At 63.9% G+C, this 19200-nt stretch carries 19 protein-coding genes; 11 read left to right on the forward strand and 8 right to left on the reverse strand.

Annotated elements, in window-relative coordinates:
• Window positions 1–77: 77 nt before the first annotated feature.
• A complete protein-coding gene (locus tag E1956_RS40695) occupies window positions 78–1301 on the reverse strand; it encodes a Zn-dependent hydrolase (protein WP_134758936.1) in 1224 nt (407 codons plus the stop codon).
• A 138-nt stretch (window positions 1302–1439) separates the two neighbouring features.
• Here E1956_RS40695 and E1956_RS40700 point away from each other — a divergent pair, with 138 nt between their 5' ends.
• Both E1956_RS40700 and E1956_RS40705 read left to right on the forward strand, forming a co-directional pair.
• Window positions 1440–2360 (forward strand): LysR family transcriptional regulator, encoded by a 921-nt coding sequence (locus E1956_RS40700; RefSeq protein ID WP_134758937.1) that lies wholly within the window; start codon window positions 1440–1442, stop codon window positions 2358–2360.
• 70 nt (window positions 2361–2430) lie between these two features.
• The gene (locus tag E1956_RS40705; RefSeq protein WP_134758938.1) at window positions 2431–2688 is read left to right on the forward strand and encodes a hypothetical protein; all 258 of its coding nucleotides are present in this window, start codon (window positions 2431–2433) and stop codon (window positions 2686–2688) included.
• A gap of 168 nt (window positions 2689–2856) precedes the next feature.
• Here the strand turns inward: E1956_RS40705 and E1956_RS40710 are convergent, their stop codons facing one another.
• Complete coding sequence (locus E1956_RS40710) at window positions 2857–3597, reverse strand: 3-ketoacyl-ACP reductase (protein ID WP_134758939.1); 741 nt, start codon at window positions 3595–3597, stop codon at window positions 2857–2859.
• A gap of 1074 nt (window positions 3598–4671) precedes the next feature.
• Between E1956_RS40710 and E1956_RS40720 the strand changes: the two genes are divergently transcribed.
• Complete coding sequence (locus E1956_RS40720) at window positions 4672–5457, forward strand: ABC transporter substrate-binding protein (RefSeq protein WP_134758941.1); 786 nt, start codon at window positions 4672–4674, stop codon at window positions 5455–5457.
• 23 nt (window positions 5458–5480) lie between these two features.
• Window positions 5481–6332 carry a phytanoyl-CoA dioxygenase family protein gene (locus tag E1956_RS40725; RefSeq protein WP_134758942.1) on the forward strand — a complete coding sequence of 284 codons (852 nt, stop codon included), beginning with the start codon at window positions 5481–5483 and terminating at the stop codon, window positions 6330–6332.
• A gap of 77 nt (window positions 6333–6409) precedes the next feature.
• Here the strand turns inward: E1956_RS40725 and hutC are convergent, their stop codons facing one another.
• Window positions 6410–7147 (reverse strand): histidine utilization repressor, encoded by a 738-nt coding sequence (hutC, locus tag E1956_RS40730; protein WP_134758943.1) that lies wholly within the window; start codon window positions 7145–7147, stop codon window positions 6410–6412.
• Between the two features lie 152 nt (window positions 7148–7299).
• Window positions 7300–8031 carry an oxygen-binding di-iron domain-containing protein gene (locus E1956_RS40735; protein WP_134758944.1) on the reverse strand — a complete coding sequence of 244 codons (732 nt, stop codon included), beginning with the start codon at window positions 8029–8031 and terminating at the stop codon, window positions 7300–7302.
• Window positions 8032–8218: 187 nt separating this feature from the next.
• On the opposite strand from E1956_RS40735, the gene E1956_RS40740 reads away from it, so the two are divergent.
• From E1956_RS40740 to E1956_RS40755, 4 genes are all read left to right on the forward strand, one after another.
• Entirely contained in the window at window positions 8219–8788 is a 570-nt protein-coding gene (locus E1956_RS40740) for an RNA polymerase sigma factor (protein WP_134758945.1), read from the forward strand.
• 16 nt (window positions 8789–8804) lie between these two features.
• Window positions 8805–9119 carry a hypothetical protein gene (locus tag E1956_RS40745; RefSeq protein ID WP_134758946.1) on the forward strand — a complete coding sequence of 105 codons (315 nt, stop codon included), beginning with the start codon at window positions 8805–8807 and terminating at the stop codon, window positions 9117–9119.
• Between the two features lie 52 nt (window positions 9120–9171).
• The gene (locus E1956_RS40750) at window positions 9172–9426 is read left to right on the forward strand and encodes a hypothetical protein (protein ID WP_232072254.1); all 255 of its coding nucleotides are present in this window, start codon (window positions 9172–9174) and stop codon (window positions 9424–9426) included.
• Window positions 9427–9493: 67 nt separating this feature from the next.
• Entirely contained in the window at window positions 9494–11305 is a 1812-nt protein-coding gene (locus E1956_RS40755; protein WP_134758947.1) for an ABC transporter transmembrane domain-containing protein, read from the forward strand.
• Between the two features lie 75 nt (window positions 11306–11380).
• Here the strand turns inward: E1956_RS40755 and E1956_RS40760 are convergent, their stop codons facing one another.
• Complete coding sequence (locus E1956_RS40760) at window positions 11381–12253, reverse strand: nucleotidyl transferase AbiEii/AbiGii toxin family protein (RefSeq protein ID WP_134758948.1); 873 nt, start codon at window positions 12251–12253, stop codon at window positions 11381–11383.
• Window positions 12241–13320, reverse strand: a complete 1080-nt coding sequence (locus tag E1956_RS40765; RefSeq protein ID WP_134758949.1) for a type IV toxin-antitoxin system AbiEi family antitoxin — start codon at window positions 13318–13320, stop codon at window positions 12241–12243. Before E1956_RS40765 ends, E1956_RS40760 begins: the two co-directional genes overlap by 13 nt.
• Before the next feature lie 181 nt (window positions 13321–13501).
• Here E1956_RS40765 and E1956_RS40770 point away from each other — a divergent pair, with 181 nt between their 5' ends.
• Window positions 13502–13939: a cupin domain-containing protein gene (locus E1956_RS40770; protein WP_134758950.1), complete on the forward strand. Its 438-nt coding sequence runs from the start codon at window positions 13502–13504 to the stop codon at window positions 13937–13939.
• A gap of 70 nt (window positions 13940–14009) precedes the next feature.
• Here E1956_RS40770 and E1956_RS40775 read toward each other — a convergent pair whose 3' ends face one another.
• Window positions 14010–15359 carry a polyhydroxyalkanoate depolymerase gene (locus tag E1956_RS40775; RefSeq protein ID WP_134758951.1) on the reverse strand — a complete coding sequence of 450 codons (1350 nt, stop codon included), beginning with the start codon at window positions 15357–15359 and terminating at the stop codon, window positions 14010–14012.
• 327 nt (window positions 15360–15686) lie between these two features.
• Between E1956_RS40775 and E1956_RS40780 the strand changes: the two genes are divergently transcribed.
• Window positions 15687–16346: a glutathione S-transferase family protein gene (locus tag E1956_RS40780; protein WP_028216480.1), complete on the forward strand. Its 660-nt coding sequence runs from the start codon at window positions 15687–15689 to the stop codon at window positions 16344–16346.
• A 188-nt stretch (window positions 16347–16534) separates the two neighbouring features.
• Window positions 16535–18007 carry a circularly permuted type 2 ATP-grasp protein gene (locus tag E1956_RS40785; protein WP_134758952.1) on the forward strand — a complete coding sequence of 491 codons (1473 nt, stop codon included), beginning with the start codon at window positions 16535–16537 and terminating at the stop codon, window positions 18005–18007.
• Window positions 18008–18020: 13 nt separating this feature from the next.
• On the opposite strand, the gene E1956_RS40790 is transcribed toward E1956_RS40785, so the two are convergent.
• Window positions 18021–19088, reverse strand: a complete 1068-nt coding sequence (locus E1956_RS40790; protein WP_134758953.1) for a zinc-binding metallopeptidase family protein — start codon at window positions 19086–19088, stop codon at window positions 18021–18023.
• Between the last annotated feature and the right edge of the window lie 112 nt (window positions 19089–19200).

Consider the following 19200-nt stretch of genomic DNA (forward strand, 5'->3'; position numbering starts at 1 on the left):
CAGGTAGCCTGCGGCGCCGGCCGGCCGCCGGCTAGCGCAGCGCCCATGCCGCGCAAGCCGCTGCACGGCCCACACCGCTAGCGCGCGCAATCGACCAGCAGATTCGCCAGCACCGACGCGCCTTGAGCGAGGTGCACCGGGTCGGCGTCTTCGGCCTCGTTGTGGCTGAGTCCGGCCTTGCAAGGCACGAACACCATCGCGGCGGGCGCGACGTACGAGAGGTTCACGGCGTCGTGGCCCGCGCCGCTGCACATCTCCAGGTACGGATAGCCGGCGGCGGCCGTCGCCTCCCGCACGCGCGCGACGCACTGTGCGTCGAACACCACCGGCTCGTACTCGGCCACCGTCTGCACCTCTACGCTCGCGCCTCGCAGCGCGGTGCGCCGCAGACAGATCGCCTCGATGTCAGCAACGAGCCGTTGCAGCGCCGGCTGCGATGGATGGCGCACGTCGACGCTGAATCGGACCTTGCCGGGTATCGTGCTCGGCGAGTTCGGCTGGCACGCGATATGGCCAACGGTCACGCGCGCATCGGCGTCGAAGGCGTGGCCGTGCTCCACGATCGCGGCGATCATCGCGGCCGCCGCGCCCATCGCGTCCTTGCGCACGCTCATCGGCGTCGTGCCCGCATGCGATTCGAAGCCGGTCACCGTGACGTCGAGTTCGTAGATGCCCTGCACACCGGTCACGACACCGATCGGCAGGCCGGCATGCTCCAGCACCGGGCCTTGCTCGATATGCGCCTCGAAATAGGCTTTCGGCATCTGCCGCTCGCGCTCGGGGCCGGCAAAGCCGCTGCGCTCGAGCTCCTGCCCGAGCAGCACGCCCGTGTGCATGCACGGCCGCTCGCGGGCGTAGTCGAGATCGAGTTTGCCGGCATACACCGCGGAGCCCATCATGCCGGGCGTAAAGCGCGAGCCCTCTTCATTGGTCCAGGCCACGACCTCGAGCGGATGGCGCGTGGCGACGCCGGCCTCATTGATCGCACGAATGGCCTCGAGGCCGGCGAGCACGCCGTAGACGCCGTCGAAGCGGCCGCCGAGCGGCTGCGTGTCGAGATGGCTGCCGCACATCACGGCCGGCGCGCCCGGTTGCGTGCCTGGCCGGCGCGCGAACACGTTGCCGATCGGATCGATGCGGATTTCGCAGCCGGCTTCTTCGCACCAGCGGATGAACAGGCGCCGGCCCTGCACGTCCTCATCGGTCAACGCGAGCCGGCAACTGCCGCCGTGCGCGGTCGCTCCTATCGTGGCCATGTCCATCAGCGAATCCCAGAGCCGTTGCTGATTAACGAGGATCATCGTGGTCGCTCCTGAAAAGCACCGAGCATAGCTACCCGGAACGATAAGGAAAATTCAAAAGTTTTTTGCGCATGATAAATTTCGCTTTTCATGCAGCGTTCCCCCCACGATCCCGCCCTCCTGCATCGCCAGCGGTTCATGAAACTCAAGCAACTCCACGCCTTTCTCGCTGTCGCCGAGCACCGCACCATTCGCGGGGCAGCGAGAGCGCTCGGCGTCACGCAGCCGGCGGTCAGCAGCATCGTGCGCGAGCTCGAGCTCGATCTGGGTGCGCCGCTCGTCACGCGCAGCGTCAAGGGCATTGCGCTGACCGAGTACGGCAGTGCCTTTGCCATTCGCGCGCGGCTGATCGTCGAGGAGATGCAGCGCACGCGCGACGAGATCGAGCAATTGCGGCTGGGCACGACCGGGTCGGTGTCGCTTGCGGTCAGCCCGACCGTTGCGATGACGATCCTGCCTCGCGCGTTCGATGCCTTCACGCGCAGTCTGCCCGGCGCGACCGTGAGCCTCGACGACGCGCTGAGCGCAACCGATCTCGCCCGGCTGCGTGATGGCACGCTCGATTTCATCGTCACGCACCGGCTGCCGGACGCGTTGCCGGACACCGGCGAATTTTCGAGCATCCCGTTGTTCCGCACGGTGTTCGTGGTCGTGGCGAGAGACCGGCACCGGCTGGCGAGCGCCCGCTCGCTGCGCGAGCTAGGCGACGCCCAATGGTGCGTGCCGCAATACGGAGAAGACGGCAAGGATCTGATCCGCTCGATCTTTATTCCGTTGGGGATCGATGTGCCGAAACGGGTGATCCGTTGCCCGTCGTTTGCCGCAACGCTCGGGCTCGTGTCGCAGACCGACGTGCTCGGCGTGTTCGCCCGTCCGCTCGTCGATGTCGAGCACAGGCCGCGCGGGATCATCGCGTTGAATCTCGTCGAGCCGCTGCCGCCATTGACGGTCGCCATTGTGATGCGGCGGAATGCGTTGCTGACGCCGGCCGCGCTGCGTTTCATCGAATGCCTGAAGGCGGCGTCGGCAATCGTCGCGGGCAAAGCCGATGGTCAATGAGGAAAGCCGCGGCGGAGCACGCCGGAAATTTGAATCGCAAGAACCTTCAACACAAGGAAAAGGAGCACGAATGAAGCTTTCGAAATGCCTGTTGCTGATGGCGTTGTCGCTGTCCGCCACGGGTTATGCGCAAACCTCGCAAACGTATCACTTCGGCGAAGGCCAGTCCGGCTTTGGCGAAGGCCAGAGCACGCCGCAACGCGAGCACGCGAGTTCTACGCCGCCCCATGCGGCAGCGAAGCCCAAATCGAAACCGAAGCACAAGCCGCATCATCGGCGCCATACGCAGGGCCATTCGCCGGGTCAGGACTCGTATTCGCGGTCTTGAACGAAAGACCTTGAAACTGGCGCATCGCCGGAATCGCAACCGCGATCCGCGCGGTCGATATCGAGCGCATTGCGATGCCTGGCCGAAAATGAAAAATCCCTGCACGGCGTAATCCGCCAGGCAGGGATCTTGCCGGGTGCGAGCCCGGCTGCACACGAAGAATGCGACTCAGCTCATGTGAAGGCCGCCGTTAAGCGAGAAGTCAGCGCCGGTCGCGAATCCCGCTTCGGCGGAAGCCAGCCATGCGCAGATTGAGGCGATCTCGTGCGGTTCGCCGAGACGCCGGACCGGAATGCTGGCGACGATTTTCTCCAGCACTTCGGGTTTCACGGCACGCACCATGTCTGTGCCAATGTATCCAGGCGAAACGGTATTGACCGTTACACCCTTTGTAGCAACCTCCTGGGCTAGCGCCATCGTGAAGCCGTGAATACCGGCTTTGGCTGTCGAATAATTCGTCTGACCAAACTGGCCCTTCTGGCCGTTGACCGACGAGATGTTGATGATGCGCCCCCATCCGCGATTGACCATGCCGTCGATGACTTGCTTGGTCACGTTAAAGAGACTGGTGAGATTGGTGTCGATCACGGCAACCCATTCTTCATGGGTCATCTTGCGAAATACCACGTCTCGCGTAATTCCAGCATTGTTGACGAGCACGTCAATTTCGCCGACCTCCGATGTCACTTTTTCGAAAGCCTTGGCTGTAGATTCCCAATCGGCGACATTACCCTCAGAAGCGATAAAATTGAAACCAAGCCCTTTTTGATCCTCGATCCATTTTGCGCGGCGTGGTGAATTCGGGCCGCAACCGGCGACGACCGTAAAGCCGTCACTGTGCAGCCGCTGGCAGATTGCGGTTCCAATGCCACCCATTCCACCAGTTACATAGGCAATGCGCTGTGCCATAACTCCTCCAAACATTTCTGGGTTGTATAACGAACGGCTTCTACGGGAGGATAAAAGCTAGTTTGCATCAGCATACGACGCAGTTGCGATGAGCACTATCCCTTATGGAAATACCGGGCTGCACGCGCGCATAAATAGCGCTTTGTCTTTTTCCGCAACAACGATCGCCGCCGTGACGGTGATTTGTCGGCGGTCACATATACGCGTGAGAAAATGCATGGTGAATATTTCTCGCGCTTGAGCGGCCATACGAAATGACCGCTCGATTCCGCCAGAAAATCATGGTTTCGCCAATGAATTGAGGGGCGGAAACAGACGGCAAGGCGATCGTCAGCGTCATTCCTTTCGCGTCTTGGGCTGCGGGATTGGCCGGGGCGGCTCGGATCCGCGCGGCGTTGGCTCTCTCGTGCATGCGTCCGGGGGCATGACATTGGGCACGTCGTCGCGGCAGCACGCATAAACCGGAAACCCGTACGCATTCGTGCCGATGATGGTCGTTGGCCCGTGCAGCGGACAGACCGCTTTCATGGCGCCTCCCATAATTTGCGAAAACACGTCCCATGTTACGCGCAGAATGGCGGCGTGACACCGCCTGCACCGCCGTAAACGCGAGCCAGACCAGCGCATCGAATATCGATCGATCTGGATAGCACTACTGCTTAATTCTGCATATTTTGCGGTATGGATCCTATTCCCTGGCTCAACAAGTTGTATAGACATATTTAGAGCACTCCCTATCGGTGTAAACCCTTTATCCAGGCCCACACGCGCCTGCCAGGGGAAATACCTAAGCCTTCGCCTCTCGAATCGTTTTCAAGACAATTGCTCATAATTCAAGCCATTTATCGCCGATCATGGCGACTTTCTTAACGCCCGAGCGCTCGCTCCGGGTCTCCTTTCGAGCTCATCGCACCGTTCTCGCTTGCACGCGCCAATCTAGGTGGTCTAGACTGCGTCACAGCTTCATCGAGAACGCGAAGCCACTCGCACAACAACGGCGCCAATTACCGCAGTTCATCCAGTCGGCCGCGCGGACCTTGGCCCGTCGCGCCGACCCATTCAGGGGAACAAGTCATGAACCGGATCGTCAAGTTTCTCGTAGTCTCGCTTGCCGCAGCACCGCTCGTTTCGTTTGCTGAGGATACCTCAACGATCCGCTGGGGCATCGACCCCACCTATCCGCCGTTCGAGGCGAAGCAGCCGGACGGTTCGATCGCCGGCTTCGACATCGACCTGCGCAACGCAATCTGCGCACAGCTTCACGCGAAATGCGTGTGGGTCGAGCAGGGCTTCGACGGCATGATTCCCGCGCTGCATGCGAAGAAGTTTGACGTGATCATGTCGGCCATGACCGCCACCGACGACCGTCTGAAGCAGATCGACTTCTCGAACAAGCTCTATTCGTCGCCGGGTGCGCTCGTCGCGCCGGTGGGGTCCAGGCTGCAGCCGACCGTTGCGTCGCTGGTCGGCAAGCGTATCGGCATCGACCAGGGCACGACCCAGGAAGCCTACGCGAAGGCCGAATGGGCACCGAAGGGCGTCACGATCGTGACGTACCAGAACCAGGATCAGGTTTACGCCGACCTCGTCAACGGCCGCCTCGACGCCACCTTCCAGGACAAGACGCAGGCCGGCTACGCATTCCTGGACACCCCGCGCGGCAAGGGCTACGCATTTGCCGGCGGCGACGTCACCGATCCGCGCATCACCGGCCATGGCGTCGCAATGGGGCTGCGCAAAGGCGATACCGACTTGAAGAATCGCCTGAACGGCGCAATCGCTGCGATTCGCGCGAACGGCACCTACCAGAAGATTGCGGCGAAATATTTCGACTTCGACATTTACGGCGCAACGCAATGAATTCAATCACCGGAAAGGCAACTATGACCATGAATATTCGTGAACGTGTCGAGAAGGCGGTCACGCCCGAGCTCATCCACGCGTTCCGCACCGAAGGTGCCGTGTGCATCAAGGGCATTTTTTCGGCGGACGAAATCGAGGCGCTCAAGGCCGGCATCGACAGCAATCTCGCGCACCCGAGCGCGCGCTCGAAGGTTGCGAGCCGGCCCGAAGATCCGGGCTGGTTCTTCGAGGACTTCTGCAACTGGGAGCACAACGCCGCGTATCGCGAGTTCATTGCGCGCTCGCCCGCACCTTCGGTCGCGGCCGCGCTGATGGGTGTCGATACGGTCCGCCTGCATCACGACCACCTTCTCGTGAAAGAGCCGGGCACGCAGCAGCGCACGCCATGGCATCAGGACCAGCCTTACTACAACATCGAGGGCGACGACAACGTCAGCATGTGGATTCCGGTCGATCCGGTCCCGCTCGAATCGACGCTCGAATTCGTCGCGGGCTCGCATCGCGGCCCGTGGCTAATGCCGCGCACCTTCATGGACAAAGAGGCGAAGTGGTTCCCCGAAGGCAGCCTTGCTGATCTTCCGGACATCGAAGCCAATCGCGATGCATTCCCGATCCGCCATTGGGCGCTGGAGCCGGGCGACATGGTGTGCTTCCGCATGCTGACGCTGCATGCGTCGGGCGGCACACGCAATCGGCGGCGCGCGTTCTCGATCCGCTTCGTCGGCGACGACATCCGCCATGCGCCGCGTCGCTGGAAAACGTCGCCCGATTTCCCCGGCCTCGCCGAAGCGTTGCCAGAGGGCGTGCCGCTCGAGCATCCGCTGTTTCCGGTGCTGTGGTCGGAAAGCGAGGGCCAGGTGAACGCGCTCTGAAAACGCGGCGCAACGGGCGGGCGGCGGACCGATGGGCCGCCGCCCGTTTTTCTTGCCGGCGATAAATCCGCTACGAATCAGATTTGATGTCGTGTTGCGCCGGGCTTGAAGCGCGAGCCGAGCCGATAGCGGTTGCCCGGGTGCACGAAGCGCACGAACGTGACGGGCAGCCCGTTGGTCCATGTCCGGCGCGTGAGCGTCAGGCACGGTTCGTCGGCGCGCATGTCGAGCAGTTTCGCCTGCTCGGCAGTCGGCATCGTCGCGTCGACGACATGCTCGATCTCGAGCTCGTAATGCGAGACGTTGTTGTACAGATACTCGGACGGGGGCTCGGCCTGGAAGTCCTGGTCGATGAAATTCGGCGCGGCCGTCGGATTCACATAGCGCTCCTCGAGCTGAATCGGCCGGCCGTTCTCCTCATGCACGCAAACCACGTGGAACACGGGCGCGTTGAGCTCCAGGCCAAACGCAGCCGCGACCTCGGACGACGCGAGCCCGCGCGTCTGGCTGATGACGTGGCAGCGATATTGATGCCCGCGCGCGTGGATCTCGTCCCGTACGTGCGCGATCATCAACAGATTCGATTGCGGCTTTTCCTCGGCAACGAAGGTCCCGACACCGAGGATGCGTTGCAACGCGCCTTCGTCGGTCAACTCGCGCAGCGCCCGATTCACGGTCATCCGTGCGACGCCAAGCTCGGCGGCGAGATCAAGCTCGGAAGGAATGCGCTCCCCGATCTTCCAGTCGCCGGTTTGAATGCGCTTGCGAACGAGGGCTTTGATCTGCTGAAACGGCGCGTCGACCTTTTTGATCATCGAGGGTCCTGCCAGGCGGGCGGCGAAAAGGGAGATTCTAGCGCCTGCGCGCCCGCCAACAAAATGACCAGCAACGTATCAGCGATGCTGGCCAGCCCGCAATGTCTTCGAACATTCGCATATTGACGACGTTGGCGGGCGTTGCCAATCGCCTAAGCGCCCGAGAGCGCTCCAGCAAGCTCGCGCAACAACTTCGCGCCATCTCCGCGCCATGCGCTGCCGTGCATGCACGCAAGCGTGGTCGGCGCGGTGGCAATCAGTTTATCGAGCAGCGGACCAGCGTGTCGGGTGTGGGAGTAGTAGTCCATCGCGTGCCGGAATGCCTCGCTGGGGCCCAGAATGTCCGACTCCGTCAGCGCCGGCAGGTCCGCTCCGGGTTGGGTAAGGAGATCGCCGCACAACAACGTGCCGGTGCTCTCTTCAAAAAGGACTCCGCATTCCCAGGCGTGCGGAAGGTGTGGCGTATCGAGCCAGCGAACGATACGTGATCCTAACGAAATAGCTTCGCCGTCGGCGAGTGCCCTGGGCGCCCTGTCTGCGAGATCCTCGATCGATACGAGGGCGGCCACCGCGCCGCACAGCGGCGAAGACTGCGGTGCGGCCGCCAGCCATTCGTTGAGCGAGCCGCACTCGTCGGCCTCGACATGAGAAAAGGCGATATAGCGTAGCTTCTCGATCGGCAATACGCTTGCGGCCGCTTCACGCACCAGCGGGAACATCCTGCGCGGCCCCGTGTGGAACAGCAGCGGCTGATCGTCGAGTATGAGGTATTGGTTAAACGAGAAGCCCTGCGCGCCCACAATCTGAACGGGGGTGTTGATGCGATAGATCCCGTCCGCCACTTCGTGAACGTTCGTTCCCGATTGCCGATTCGTAACGGTCATGGAGCACTCCAAGCCATACGTAAGTAAGACAGCCATTAAACATGGCTCGGGTCCCGGCGTCAACGTCCGTGCCAACGCTGCGGCGCCGCATACGATACTTACGAAAGCCTTCCGCCCCGCCATGAAATAAGCGCGCTTTGCGGTGCGCGCGACACAATATTTTCCTTCCCGGATCGTCAACACCGGTATGGAACCGCCGCACACCCCAAAACCGCTGACCGAGCAGGACCGCGAAATCGCCGACGCCGTCGCCCGCGAGCGCCCGAGGCTGCGCAATTTCATCCGCCGCCGGGTCATCGATCAAGACGAAGCCGACGACATTCTCCAGGACGTTTTCGAGGAGCTGGTCGAGGCGTGGCGGCTGCCAGAGCCCATCGAGCAGGTTGGCGCGTGGCTGTTTCGTGTCGCGAGAAACCGCATCATCGACCGCTTCCGCAAGAAGAAGGAAACGCCACTGCCCGACGCCGCGCAGGAGGACGACGAATACCGGCTGGATCTCGCACTGCCCTCAGCCGATGCCGGACCCGAGGCCGCTTACGCTCGCGCGGCGCTACTCGACACGCTGCGTGCCGCGCTCGACGAACTGCCCGCGAACCAGCGTGAGGTCTTTATCGCCCATGAACTGGATGGGCGCAGCTTCAAGGAAATGGCGGCCGCCACCGGCGTCGGCGTCAACACGCTGCTGGCGCGCAAGCGATATGCGGTGCTGCATTTGCGTGAGCGCCTGCGCTCGTCTTACGACGGCCTGGAAATTTGAACCGAAGGAGAACTGAATGATGTTTCGCCGCAAATTCTTTGCCAAAGCCCTGCTGATTTTGCTGAGCATCGCGCTACTGGGCTGGATCGTCATGGGGCTATGGAACTGGATCCTCCCTGCTCTCATTGTCAATGCCCATGCAATCGACTATCCGCGTGCGGTCGGTCTGCTGGTGCTCTGCCGCATCCTGTTCGGCGGTTTCCGCGGGCATGGCGGCTGCCACCGGCGCAGGCACTGGCAGCAGTGGCAGGCCATGACGCAGCAGGAGCGCGAGCAGTTCCGCAATGGCTCGACCTCGGCTTCACGCCAGAGCGGGGGAAGCGGCATATGACCCGAAACGCCACCGCCGACCGCAAACCGCCGTTTCACATGGAGCCGGAAACATGAACATGCTGAGCCCGCATGAACTGGCCACGCTGATGCTGGTCCATAGCGCACCCGATCAGATCGACATGGCGCGCTTCGAACTCGATACCCTGCTGGATTGCCAGCTCATTTCTCTGGAGCCGCGCTCGGGTGCCTGGCGCCGCCCGGTGCTCACGCCCGCCGGCGCCCATTTGCTGGAGGCCGCCGCGCGGCTCGAAGGCAAGCGACCGCGCGATGGCGTAGCGTCATCGGAGGACGATAATCTGCTCTAGCGCCTGACACCCCCGCCCATGCGCGGACTGAGATAATCCTCTTTCTTCGATTCGCCCGGAACACCCCATGCCCGATGCCGCCGCCAGCCCGTCACGCGTCGCCCCGCTCTTCGCCCTCCTCCCCTTCCTGCGCCCCTATGCGGGGCGCTGGGCGCTCGCTTTCCTCGCGCTCGTGACCTCGGCCAGCGCGACTCTCGCGCTGCCGGTAGCGTTCAAATACCTGATCGACCGTGGCTTCGCCAGCGGCGAGCGCACGCACATCGACCGCTATTTCATCGCGCTATTCGTCGTCTCGCTGATCCTCGCCGGCGCCACGGCGCTGCGCTTCTATTGGGTTTCGTGGCTCGGCGAGCGGGTGACGGCCGATCTGCGGCGCGCCGTCTATGACCACGTGATGCAGATGAGCCCGCAGTTCTTCGAGACCACGCAGACAGGCGAGGTGCTCTCCCGCATCACCACCGACACGACGCTGATCCAGACCGTGGTCGGCACGAGCCTGTCGCTCGGCTTGCGCAATGCGCTGCTGATGGTCGGGGGCGTGGCCATGCTGGTCACCACGAGCCCGGTGCTGTCCGGCTACATCATCGCGACGCTAGTTGTCGTGGTCGCCCCGATCGTCATCTTCGGGCGGCGTGTGCGGCGGCTTTCGCGCGCGAGCCAGGACAAGGTTGCGAACGCCAGCGCGCTCGCCGGCGAAGTGCTCAACGCGATGCCGACCGTGCAGTCGTACACGCAGGAGGCCTTCGAGACGCGGCGCTTCGGCGGCGCAGTGGAAGCGGCCTTCGAGACCGCGCTCACGCGAATCCGCGCACGCGCCGCGTTGACGGCCGTGGTGATCGTGTTCGTGTTCGCCGCCATCGTGTTCGTGCTCTGGCTCGGCGCGCAGGCGGTGCTGGCCGGCCACATGACGGCGGGCCAACTGTCCCAGTTCATTCTCTATGCGGTATTCACGGCGGGCGCCGTGGGAGCCGTGGCGGAGGTATGGGGCGATTTGCAGCGCGCCGCCGGCGCCACCGAGCGGATATTGCAATTGCTGGCCGCGCGCTCGCCCGTGGCCGAAGCGCAGACCACCGTGCCGCTGCCCGCTCGCGGCGAGGGCATCCGCTTTGAGAACGTCAGCTTCTCGTATCCGTCGCGGCCCGGCATCGCCACGCTCTCGGGGTTTTCGCTCGATGTGCGCCCCGGGGAGCATGTCGCGCTGGTCGGGCCGTCCGGCGCGGGCAAGACCACGCTGTTTCAGCTGCTGCTGCGCTTTTACGATCCGCAGTCCGGCAGCATCCTGATCAACGGCGTGCCAACGCGGGATGTCTCGTTCGCGGCGTTGCGCCAGGCGATTGGCGTCGTGCTGCAGGAGTCGGTGATCTTCTCGGGCAGCGTACTCGATAACATCCGCTACGGCCTGCCCGACGCCACCCTCGCGCAGGTGCAACGCGCCGCCGAAATGGCCGCCGCGGCCGGCTTTATCGAGGCCTTGCCGGAAGGCTACGACACGTTTCTGGGCGAACGCGGCGTGCGGCTTTCGGGCGGGCAGCGTCAGCGCATTGCGATCGCGCGGGCGATTCTCAAGGACCCGCCCATCCTGCTGCTCGACGAGGCCACCAGCGCGCTCGACGCAGCGAGCGAGCGGCTCGTGCAAACGGCGCTGGACAATGCCGCGCAGAACCGCACTACCCTCGTCATCGCGCATCGCCTTGCGACCGTGCAACAAGCCGACCGCATTGTGGTGCTGGATCAGGGCCGCATTGTCGCGCAAGGCCGGCATACGGAGCTGCTGCAAAGTTCGCCGCTTTATGCCCAGCTCGCGGCGCTGCAGTTTGGCGGGCTGCCCGCGGCGGCGGTGGCAGACGAGACAGTGCGCGATAACGTTGGCTCTCAGTGAGGCGATCGAGGGTGCGTTTGGCACGCCCTGGTGAACGCGGACGGGCGTTGGCGGGACTCGGCCAACCCGTCGCGCTCACTCCCTGAGCCCCAACGCGCGCAGCCACGCGTCGACTTGCCCGAAAGCGTCCCGTTGCCATTGCTCCGGACTGCGTTCGCCCAGGACTTGGGTATCCTCGACGAAATGGCGCACACAGGTCGGACCAAATCCCTCGACCGCATCGAATTTGCTCGCGATGTGCCCATAGCCAGCGGCGCCACTGGCGACCTCGAGTAGCGGCCGGCACGCCTCGGCCAACGCTTGCGGACCGCCGGGATAATTCCGGATGCAGTAATAAATGTCGTAGGCGTCCTTCTGCTTGTAGCGCCCGTGGATGGCATGGCCCTTCATGGCCAGCAAGGCCGGGATCGAACAGACGGCCACTTCCACACGGTTCGTCCCGCCATTGGGCATGGGGCCGCTGATCGCAACCATCTGATAAAAGCGGACGGCGAGATCGGCGCCATCGGCGCGCTGCACAGCAAACTCGCTGACGAGAGGCGGCATGTTCCTGACGATTTCCGCATCTCTCGGCATCAGGAAATCGATGATCACATCAATGGGCGCGCCACCGTCATCGGTCTTGACCTGGCGTACGAGCTGGAAACGCCGGAGCGCTTTGCTCTGCGCATAGCCATGGCCCAGCAGTGCCTCAACCAGGGTGGCGTACTCCCCCTCGCCCAGCGCCTCGGTGTCCAGACCGAGGTCCACGTCCAGTGTTCCGACATGACGCATGTCCTCGTTATTGCCCAGCAGCAGCCAGGGCACGGCCCCGCCTACGACGGCGAACTTTCCCTTGAAACTCCCAAGAATCTGTCCGATCTCGATCAGGACGGTCTTGACCGCGGCAGTCGTTCGGTCGTCGTAGTCGCTGGCGTATTGCGCCTCGCCTGGGGTCATGTTGGCCATTGCAGTCTTTCGTCCCGGAGATGATCGGCAGCCTCCCGTCCTCGCTCTCCGGCATGGGAGAGGTCCAGGTAAGTCTGAACGGGGCTGGTACAAACGACACCGGGCGCGGGCTCCACCGAATCGAGGAACAGGCCCGGATCGTCGAGCAGGGTCACGACTACGTTCTCACCCTTGCTGGCCGGAGACAGCTTCAGGGCATCGCAGAGGCGATCGAGACCGGACTCGTCAGCATAGAAATATTGGGTACCGGTGCGGCCATACGGCGCCAGCCATTGAGCCGCGGAAAAGGACGCCAGCGCCGTCAGCCAGGTCCTGGCTGAATCGGGCGCCGATGCGCGCACGGCCTCCTCGAGCGCCTTGCCATGCAGCGTTGTGTAGAACGATTGACGTTCTCCGGGCGGGGATTCATAGGCGTCGCGCCAGGCATCCAGCAATGCGTTGGGATCCGACAGCAATACCCCGTCGCTGGACAATGTGGCCCATTCCCTGTCCAACAGGGCCGCGCGCACGTTGCTCACATGGCCAAGGCTGACCTGCGCTGCCTCGGCCAAATCGACGACGCGCCATGCGCGCTCAGGGTCCCGCAGCATCCGGCGCAGTACCTGTGCGGACTTGGGCTTGAACAACGAGCGGAGCTCACGCCGCTCCGTAGCAGGCTTGCTCGCCACCTGGCGCGAGATGAAGAGGGTGCCAAACGCCAGTCGAGCATTGCCTTCGAGGTCGAGGAAAGCAACGTCGTACTCGCGGCACAAGGACTGGGCCTCGGCCGAGAGCCAGGGCGCGATGAACACAGGCGTGACGGGCTCTGCCTGACGCTCGACGTAGTCTCGCAGCTGCAGCAGCGCCGGCCGCACATGCCGGGGCTGACTGCTGGATTTCACCTCGGCGACCAAGGTGTGCCGATGGCCAAAGAGTTCAATGTGAGCAATCAAGTCGACCGGGCGGTCGCCTTCTTGTGCAACGTTTTGCACCTCGAGGGACTCGACGGCTGGCACCTCCTCCAGGAGGCCGCGGAGCGCGTCGGCAGCTTGCTGCTCAATTTTCACTGAATTCGGCATTTTCATCATTCGCTGAAAATAGCATTTCTGATGAAATAGTCAAGCCGATTTCACTGAATTGACCTGTTTCAGCATTCGCTGAAACTCATTAAAAGAGTGAAAATTTGACAGCCGATGCGATTTCTCCCTGGAACACATCCTGCTTGCCAAGCCAGATGCCCCTTCAACCTTTGCGCTCGGGAGACCTGTCATGCAAACCGGACTCACCACTGGCTTTTCGCACGTCAAGCCGCAGGACACGGCATTCATGGGCGGTGGGCTGCGCGACTTCTTTGTCTATCGCGATCTGGGGATCGCCGAGGCCACGCACGGCAAGGTGCTCGCGCAGCTTGTCAGGGCAAATCTTGCGCCGGAGTTGGGCACGGGCTGGCACCGCCATGAGGCGGATTTCCATATCGTCTTCATGCTCAAGGGCTGGGCGCGTTTCATGTACGGCGAGACCGAAACCCTCGTCGAGGCGGGCGACTGCGTGCATCAGGCGCCGGGCATCGCTCACTATCTTTTCGACTACTCGCCTGACATGGAGTACCTCGAAATCGTGAGCCCCGCCGATTTCAAGTCGATCGACGTGGACGCGCCGTGCGCCGTGCCGGCTCCCACGTCCTGGCAAGCGAGCCCCATGGTGTGACGCCGCGCTGAAGCAGGCGCGCGGTTGGCGCGGCGTAGCGAAGCCGCGCCGCGCAAATCAGACGCGCGCACTATTTGGGCTGCGTTGCGGCGGCGCGGCTGATCGCCGTTGCCGCATGCGCCTCGGCTTCGAGCAGCGCGCGCAGGGTCACCTGATCGCCGTGCACGGCCTCCGGCGCCGCGGTGCGCCGCGCGCGCGGCTCATGGTCGTGAATGGTCGAGCGCACCAGCGGATAAATCTGCGAGTCCCAGCGGTGGCCATTGAAGACGCCGTAGTGGCCCACGCCCGTCTGCACATGATGCGTCTTCATATAAGGGCGCAGCCCCGAGCACAGGTCATGGGCGGCAACCGTCTGGCCAACCGAGCAGATATCGTCCTTCTCGCCTTCGATGGTGAGCAGCGCGGTGTGTCGGATCGCGTGCGGCTCCACGATGCGCTCGCCCACCTTGAGCTTGCCTAGCGGCAGCTCGTATTGCTGAAACACCGTTCGGACCGTTTCCAGATAGAACTCCGCCGTGAGATCGGACGTGGCGAAGTACTCGCGATAGAACGTGTTGAGCGCGTCGGCTTTGGTGGGGTCTCCCTTCGAGCGCTCGTGGCGCATCTCCGCGAACGAGGCGACATGCCGTTCGAGGTTCATCGACATGAACGCACTGAGCTGCACGAAGCCCGGATACACGCGGCGATGCGCGCCGGGAAATCCGCCCGGCACCGCGCTGATGAGATTGCGCTCGAACCATTCGATCGGCTGACTGTTGGCGAGGTCGTTGACCTTGGTGGGATTCACCCGGCAATCGATCGGCCCCGCCATCAGCGTCATGCTCGCGGGCTGCGCGGGCTCGTTGTCGGCGGCCATCAGCGAGACGGCTGCGAGCGCCGCAACGGTCGGCTGGCAAATCGCCACCAGATGCGCGTCGGGGCCAATGCGCCGAATGAACGACATGATGTGCTCGACGTATTCCTCGAAGCCGAAGCGGCCCGCCGCCAAGGGCACGTCGCGCGGGTTGTGCCAGTCGGTGATATAGACGTCGTGATCGGCGAGCATGGTGCGCACGGTGCCGCGCAGCAGCGTCGCGAAGTGTCCCGACATGGGCGCGATCAGCAGCACACGCGGCTGCGGCGTCGCGAGGTCCTTGCGAAAGTGGAGCAGCGAGGCAAAGGGCGTGCGCTTGACGATGTCTTCGCTCACCAGCGTGCGCACGCCGTCCACCTCCACGAAGTCGATGCCGAACGGCGGCCGCGCGTGCGAGAGCCCGGCCAGCTCGATCTGCTCCCACCAGGCATCGAGATAGCGCGCGTCGAATCCGCCCGCGAGCCCGGGCCACGTCGCGACCGCCACGCGCGAGAAAGACGCGGCGGAACGCCAGAGCTTCATCAGGTCCGCGAGCGCCTGGTAGGTGGAATAGGCAAGCAGGTTCATGGGTCCAGCTCCCGACTCTCTTGAACGCGAAGTGTCACAGGCAATACGTATGCCAGCGCCGTCCACTGGCACAGTGCTTGCACGTTTCAGGCAGGGCGCTACATGCGCGCGAGCACTCGCGACAGCCCATCGCGGCGCGTTATGGCAGCATGGCGCGAGCGCTTCGCGCAAAGCGTTGCCTCTGCCGTCCCGCATGCCGCAAAACGGTGCAGCCCGCGGCGCGAGCGGTGCATGCGGCCGCCATGCGCGCGTTCGGTGCACGAGGCACTGCGCATCGCTGCCTGAGCATCGCAACGCTTCCGTGTCCTTACCGTTCTGGAGCTCCTCATGAGTCAGACGAATACGACCTTGACGATCAGCAGCCGAAACTATTCGTCGTGGTCCATGCGCGGCTGGCTGCTCGCCAGACTCGCCGGACTCGAATTCGACACGGTGACGGTGCCGCTCGACGACGCGGCCACGCGCGCCGAGCTGCTGCTGCTCTCGCCTTCGATTCTCGTGCCCTGCCTGCGCCACGAAGGTATCGTAGTCTGGGACACGCTTGCAATCTGTGAATACCTCAATGAGATCCGCCCGCAGGCGCAACTGTTGCCCGCGGAACGCACGGCGCGCGCGCACTGTCGCTCGGTCTGCGGGGAAATGCATTCGGGCTTCAGCGCATTGCGCTCCGCCCTGCCCATGAACCTGCGCGGCCACTTTCCGAATTTTCGCGTCTGGTCGCGCGCGCAGGACGACATCGAGCGCATCGTGACCATCTGGCGCGAATGTCTGCAGAAGTATGGCGGCCCTTGGCTCTTCGGCGAGATCGGCGCGGCCGACGCGATGTATGCGCCCGTCGTCACGCGTCTGCTCACCTATGATGTGCCAATCGACCCCGACATCGGCGACTATTGCATGCGCGTGCTCAAGCAGCCTTTTGTCGCCGAATGGATCGCGGCGGCCCAGTCGGAAACCGACGACATCGACGAGCTCGACATGGAGTTCTGAGCGCCGCAGCGCATCGCGGCGCGCGGCCGGGGCCGTGAATGGCGCGTTGGCCTGAACACCGGCATGGAAGTTGCGTTACCTGATGCAGCCCGATCACCGGCGTAGCGGCCGTTGCCGCACGCACGCAAGCTTGCCCATAGCGAAGTATCGAAGAACAGCGCCAGGAAGCAGCGAACGGAACAACGGATATGACGCAAACATTCTTCAACGAGATGTTCGAGTACGGGGAATTCGACGTGCGGGGCGTGCCAGCCGCGGCGTTCGCGCAGGCCGGCGAGCCGCGCGCCCACTACCGCGAGTTCTTCACGTGGATGCGCGGCCAGAGCGAGCAGCAGATGCTCAACAAGCGCGCCGAAGCCGACGCGATCTTCCGGCGCGTGGGCATCACCTTCGCCGTCTATGGCGAGAAGGACGAAATGGGCGTGGGCACCGAGCGCACGATTCCTTTCGACGTGATCCCGCGCATCTTCCAGCGGCAGGAGTGGAACACGCTGGAGCGCGGCTTGCGCCAGCGCGTCAGCGCGCTCAACCGCTTCATCCACGACATTTATCACGAGCAGGAGATCGTCAAGCGCGGTATCGTCCCCGCCGACCAGATCCTGCGCAACGCGCAGTACCGCCCCGAGATGCACGGCGTGAACGTCGCGCACGACATCTATGCGCATATCGCGGGCATCGACATCGTGCGCGCCGGCGAGGGCGAGTTCTATGTGCTGGAGGACAACCTGCGCGTGCCCTCCGGCGTTTCGTACATGCTGGAAAACCGCAAGATGATGATGCGGCTCTTTCCCGATCTGTTCGTGCGCAATCGCATTGCGCCGGTCGCCCACTACCCCGACCTGCTGCTCGACACGCTGCGCGCCGCGGCGCCCGCCGGCGCCGACGACCCGACGGTCGTGCTGCTCACGCCGGGCATGTACAACTCGGCCTACTTCGAGCACGCGTTCCTGGCCCAGCAAATGGGCATCGAGCTCGTGGAAGGCCAGGACCTGTTCGTCGAAAACGACTACCTCTACATGCGCACGACGCAGGGCCCGCAACGGGTAGACGTGATCTACCGGCGCGTGGACGACGACTTTCTCGATCCGCTCGCGTTCCGTTCCGACTCGGCGCTCGGCGCGGCGGGCCTCATCAACGTCTACCGCAAGGGCAACGTCACGCTGTGCAACGCGGTGGGCACGGGCGTGGCCGACGACAAGTCGATCTACCCCTATGTGCCCGACATGGTGCGCTTCTATCTGGGCGAGGAACCGCTGCTCAACAACGTGCCCACGTGGATGTGCCGCAAGCCCGACGATCTGCAATACGTGCTCGACCATCTGCCCGATCTGGTCGTGAAGGAAACGCATGGCGCAGGCGGCTACGGCATGCTGATCGGCCCCACTGCCACGCGCGCCGAGATCGAGGCGTTTCGCGCGGCGCTGGTCGCGAACCCGGACAAGTACATCGCGCAGCCCACGCTCTCGCTCTCCACCTGCCCGACGTGGGTGGAAGCGGGGGTCGCGCCGCGCCACATCGACCTGCGCCCGTTCGTGCTCTCGGGCAAGGAAGTGCGCATGGTGCCGGGCGGGCTCACGCGGGTCGCGCTGCGCGAGGGCTCGCTCGTCGTCAATTCCTCGCAGGGCGGCGGCACCAAGGACACCTGGGTGCTGGAACGCTGAGCCGGCGGCCGCTTCACGGCCGCGAAGACGAAGCCGAGATCACGCGATGAACGAAGCGCAACTTGTCGATGACAGGCGAAGCCAGCGCGAACGGATAGCCGTCGGGCATGCCGAGGCTGCGGTTCAGGCTGTTGAGCACGTAGGTGAGCGGGAACCAGCGCGCCATCAGGCTTTCGAAGCTCGCCTCGTCCACCGGTGTCTGGTCGATCAGCGTGGGCTCGTCGGGACTGTCGGGCAGCAGCGCGAGACCGCAGGCCGTGGCCGTGTCGAGTGTGTCGACGATATGCAGGTAGTGCGCCCATGTCTCGGCCCAGTCCTCCCACGGATGCACCGACGCATACGCGCTCACGTGCTGCCCGGCCCAGTCGGGCGCGGGGCCTTCGGCGTAATGCGTGGCGAGCGCCGCCGTGTAGTCGGCGCGCTCGTCGCCGAAGCGGCGGCGAAACGGCTCGAGCCAGCGCCCCGGCGGATCGGGCGCGATGAGGCGGTCGAAATAATAATGGCCGACCTCGTGGCGCAAATGCCCCAGCAAGGTGCGATACGGCTCATGCAACGAGACACGCGTGTGCTCGCGATGCGCATCGTCGGCCTCGGCGATGTTCATCGTGATGAGGCCGTGATCGTGGCCCGTCATGATGCGCTCGCCATCGCCGGTCTCTTCGAGGAACTCGAATTGCAGCCCGTGCTCCGGGTCTTCGGCGCGCGTGACGAGCGGCAGGCCGAGCGCGCCGAGCGTGTAGAGCAAGCGCCGCTTGGCCGTTTCGAGGCGGTACCAGTAAAGGCGGTTCTCGGGCCGCGCGAGATCGGGGATCGTGCGCGTGAACTGGCAGGCGCGGCACAGCGTATCCGCGCTATCGGCCGGAATCATGCCGTTGCAGACGTTTTCGACCGCGTAGTTGTGGCACTGGCGATAGAGCGCGCCCTGCGCATTGAGGCTGCGCCAGCGGCCCTCGCCGGCGTCCTCGAACGCGTGCATCTCGCCTGTCTGCGGCACGTAGCCGAGGCGCGCCTCACAGCGCTCGCAGCGCTCGTTTTCGAAGAACACCAGGTGATTGCAGTGATCGCAGTGAAAGGTCTTCATTGCCGCATTCCGGTGATGGCCACACGGGCCGCACAGCCTCGCGCAGCACGCCGCATGCCTCGCACGCGCGGGGCCGCCGATTCCGCAACCGATTTCGCCGCCACTGTCGCCG

It is taken from the genome of Paraburkholderia pallida, assembly GCF_004524855.1.
Lineage (GTDB): Bacteria > Pseudomonadota > Gammaproteobacteria > Burkholderiales > Burkholderiaceae > Paraburkholderia > Paraburkholderia oxyphila.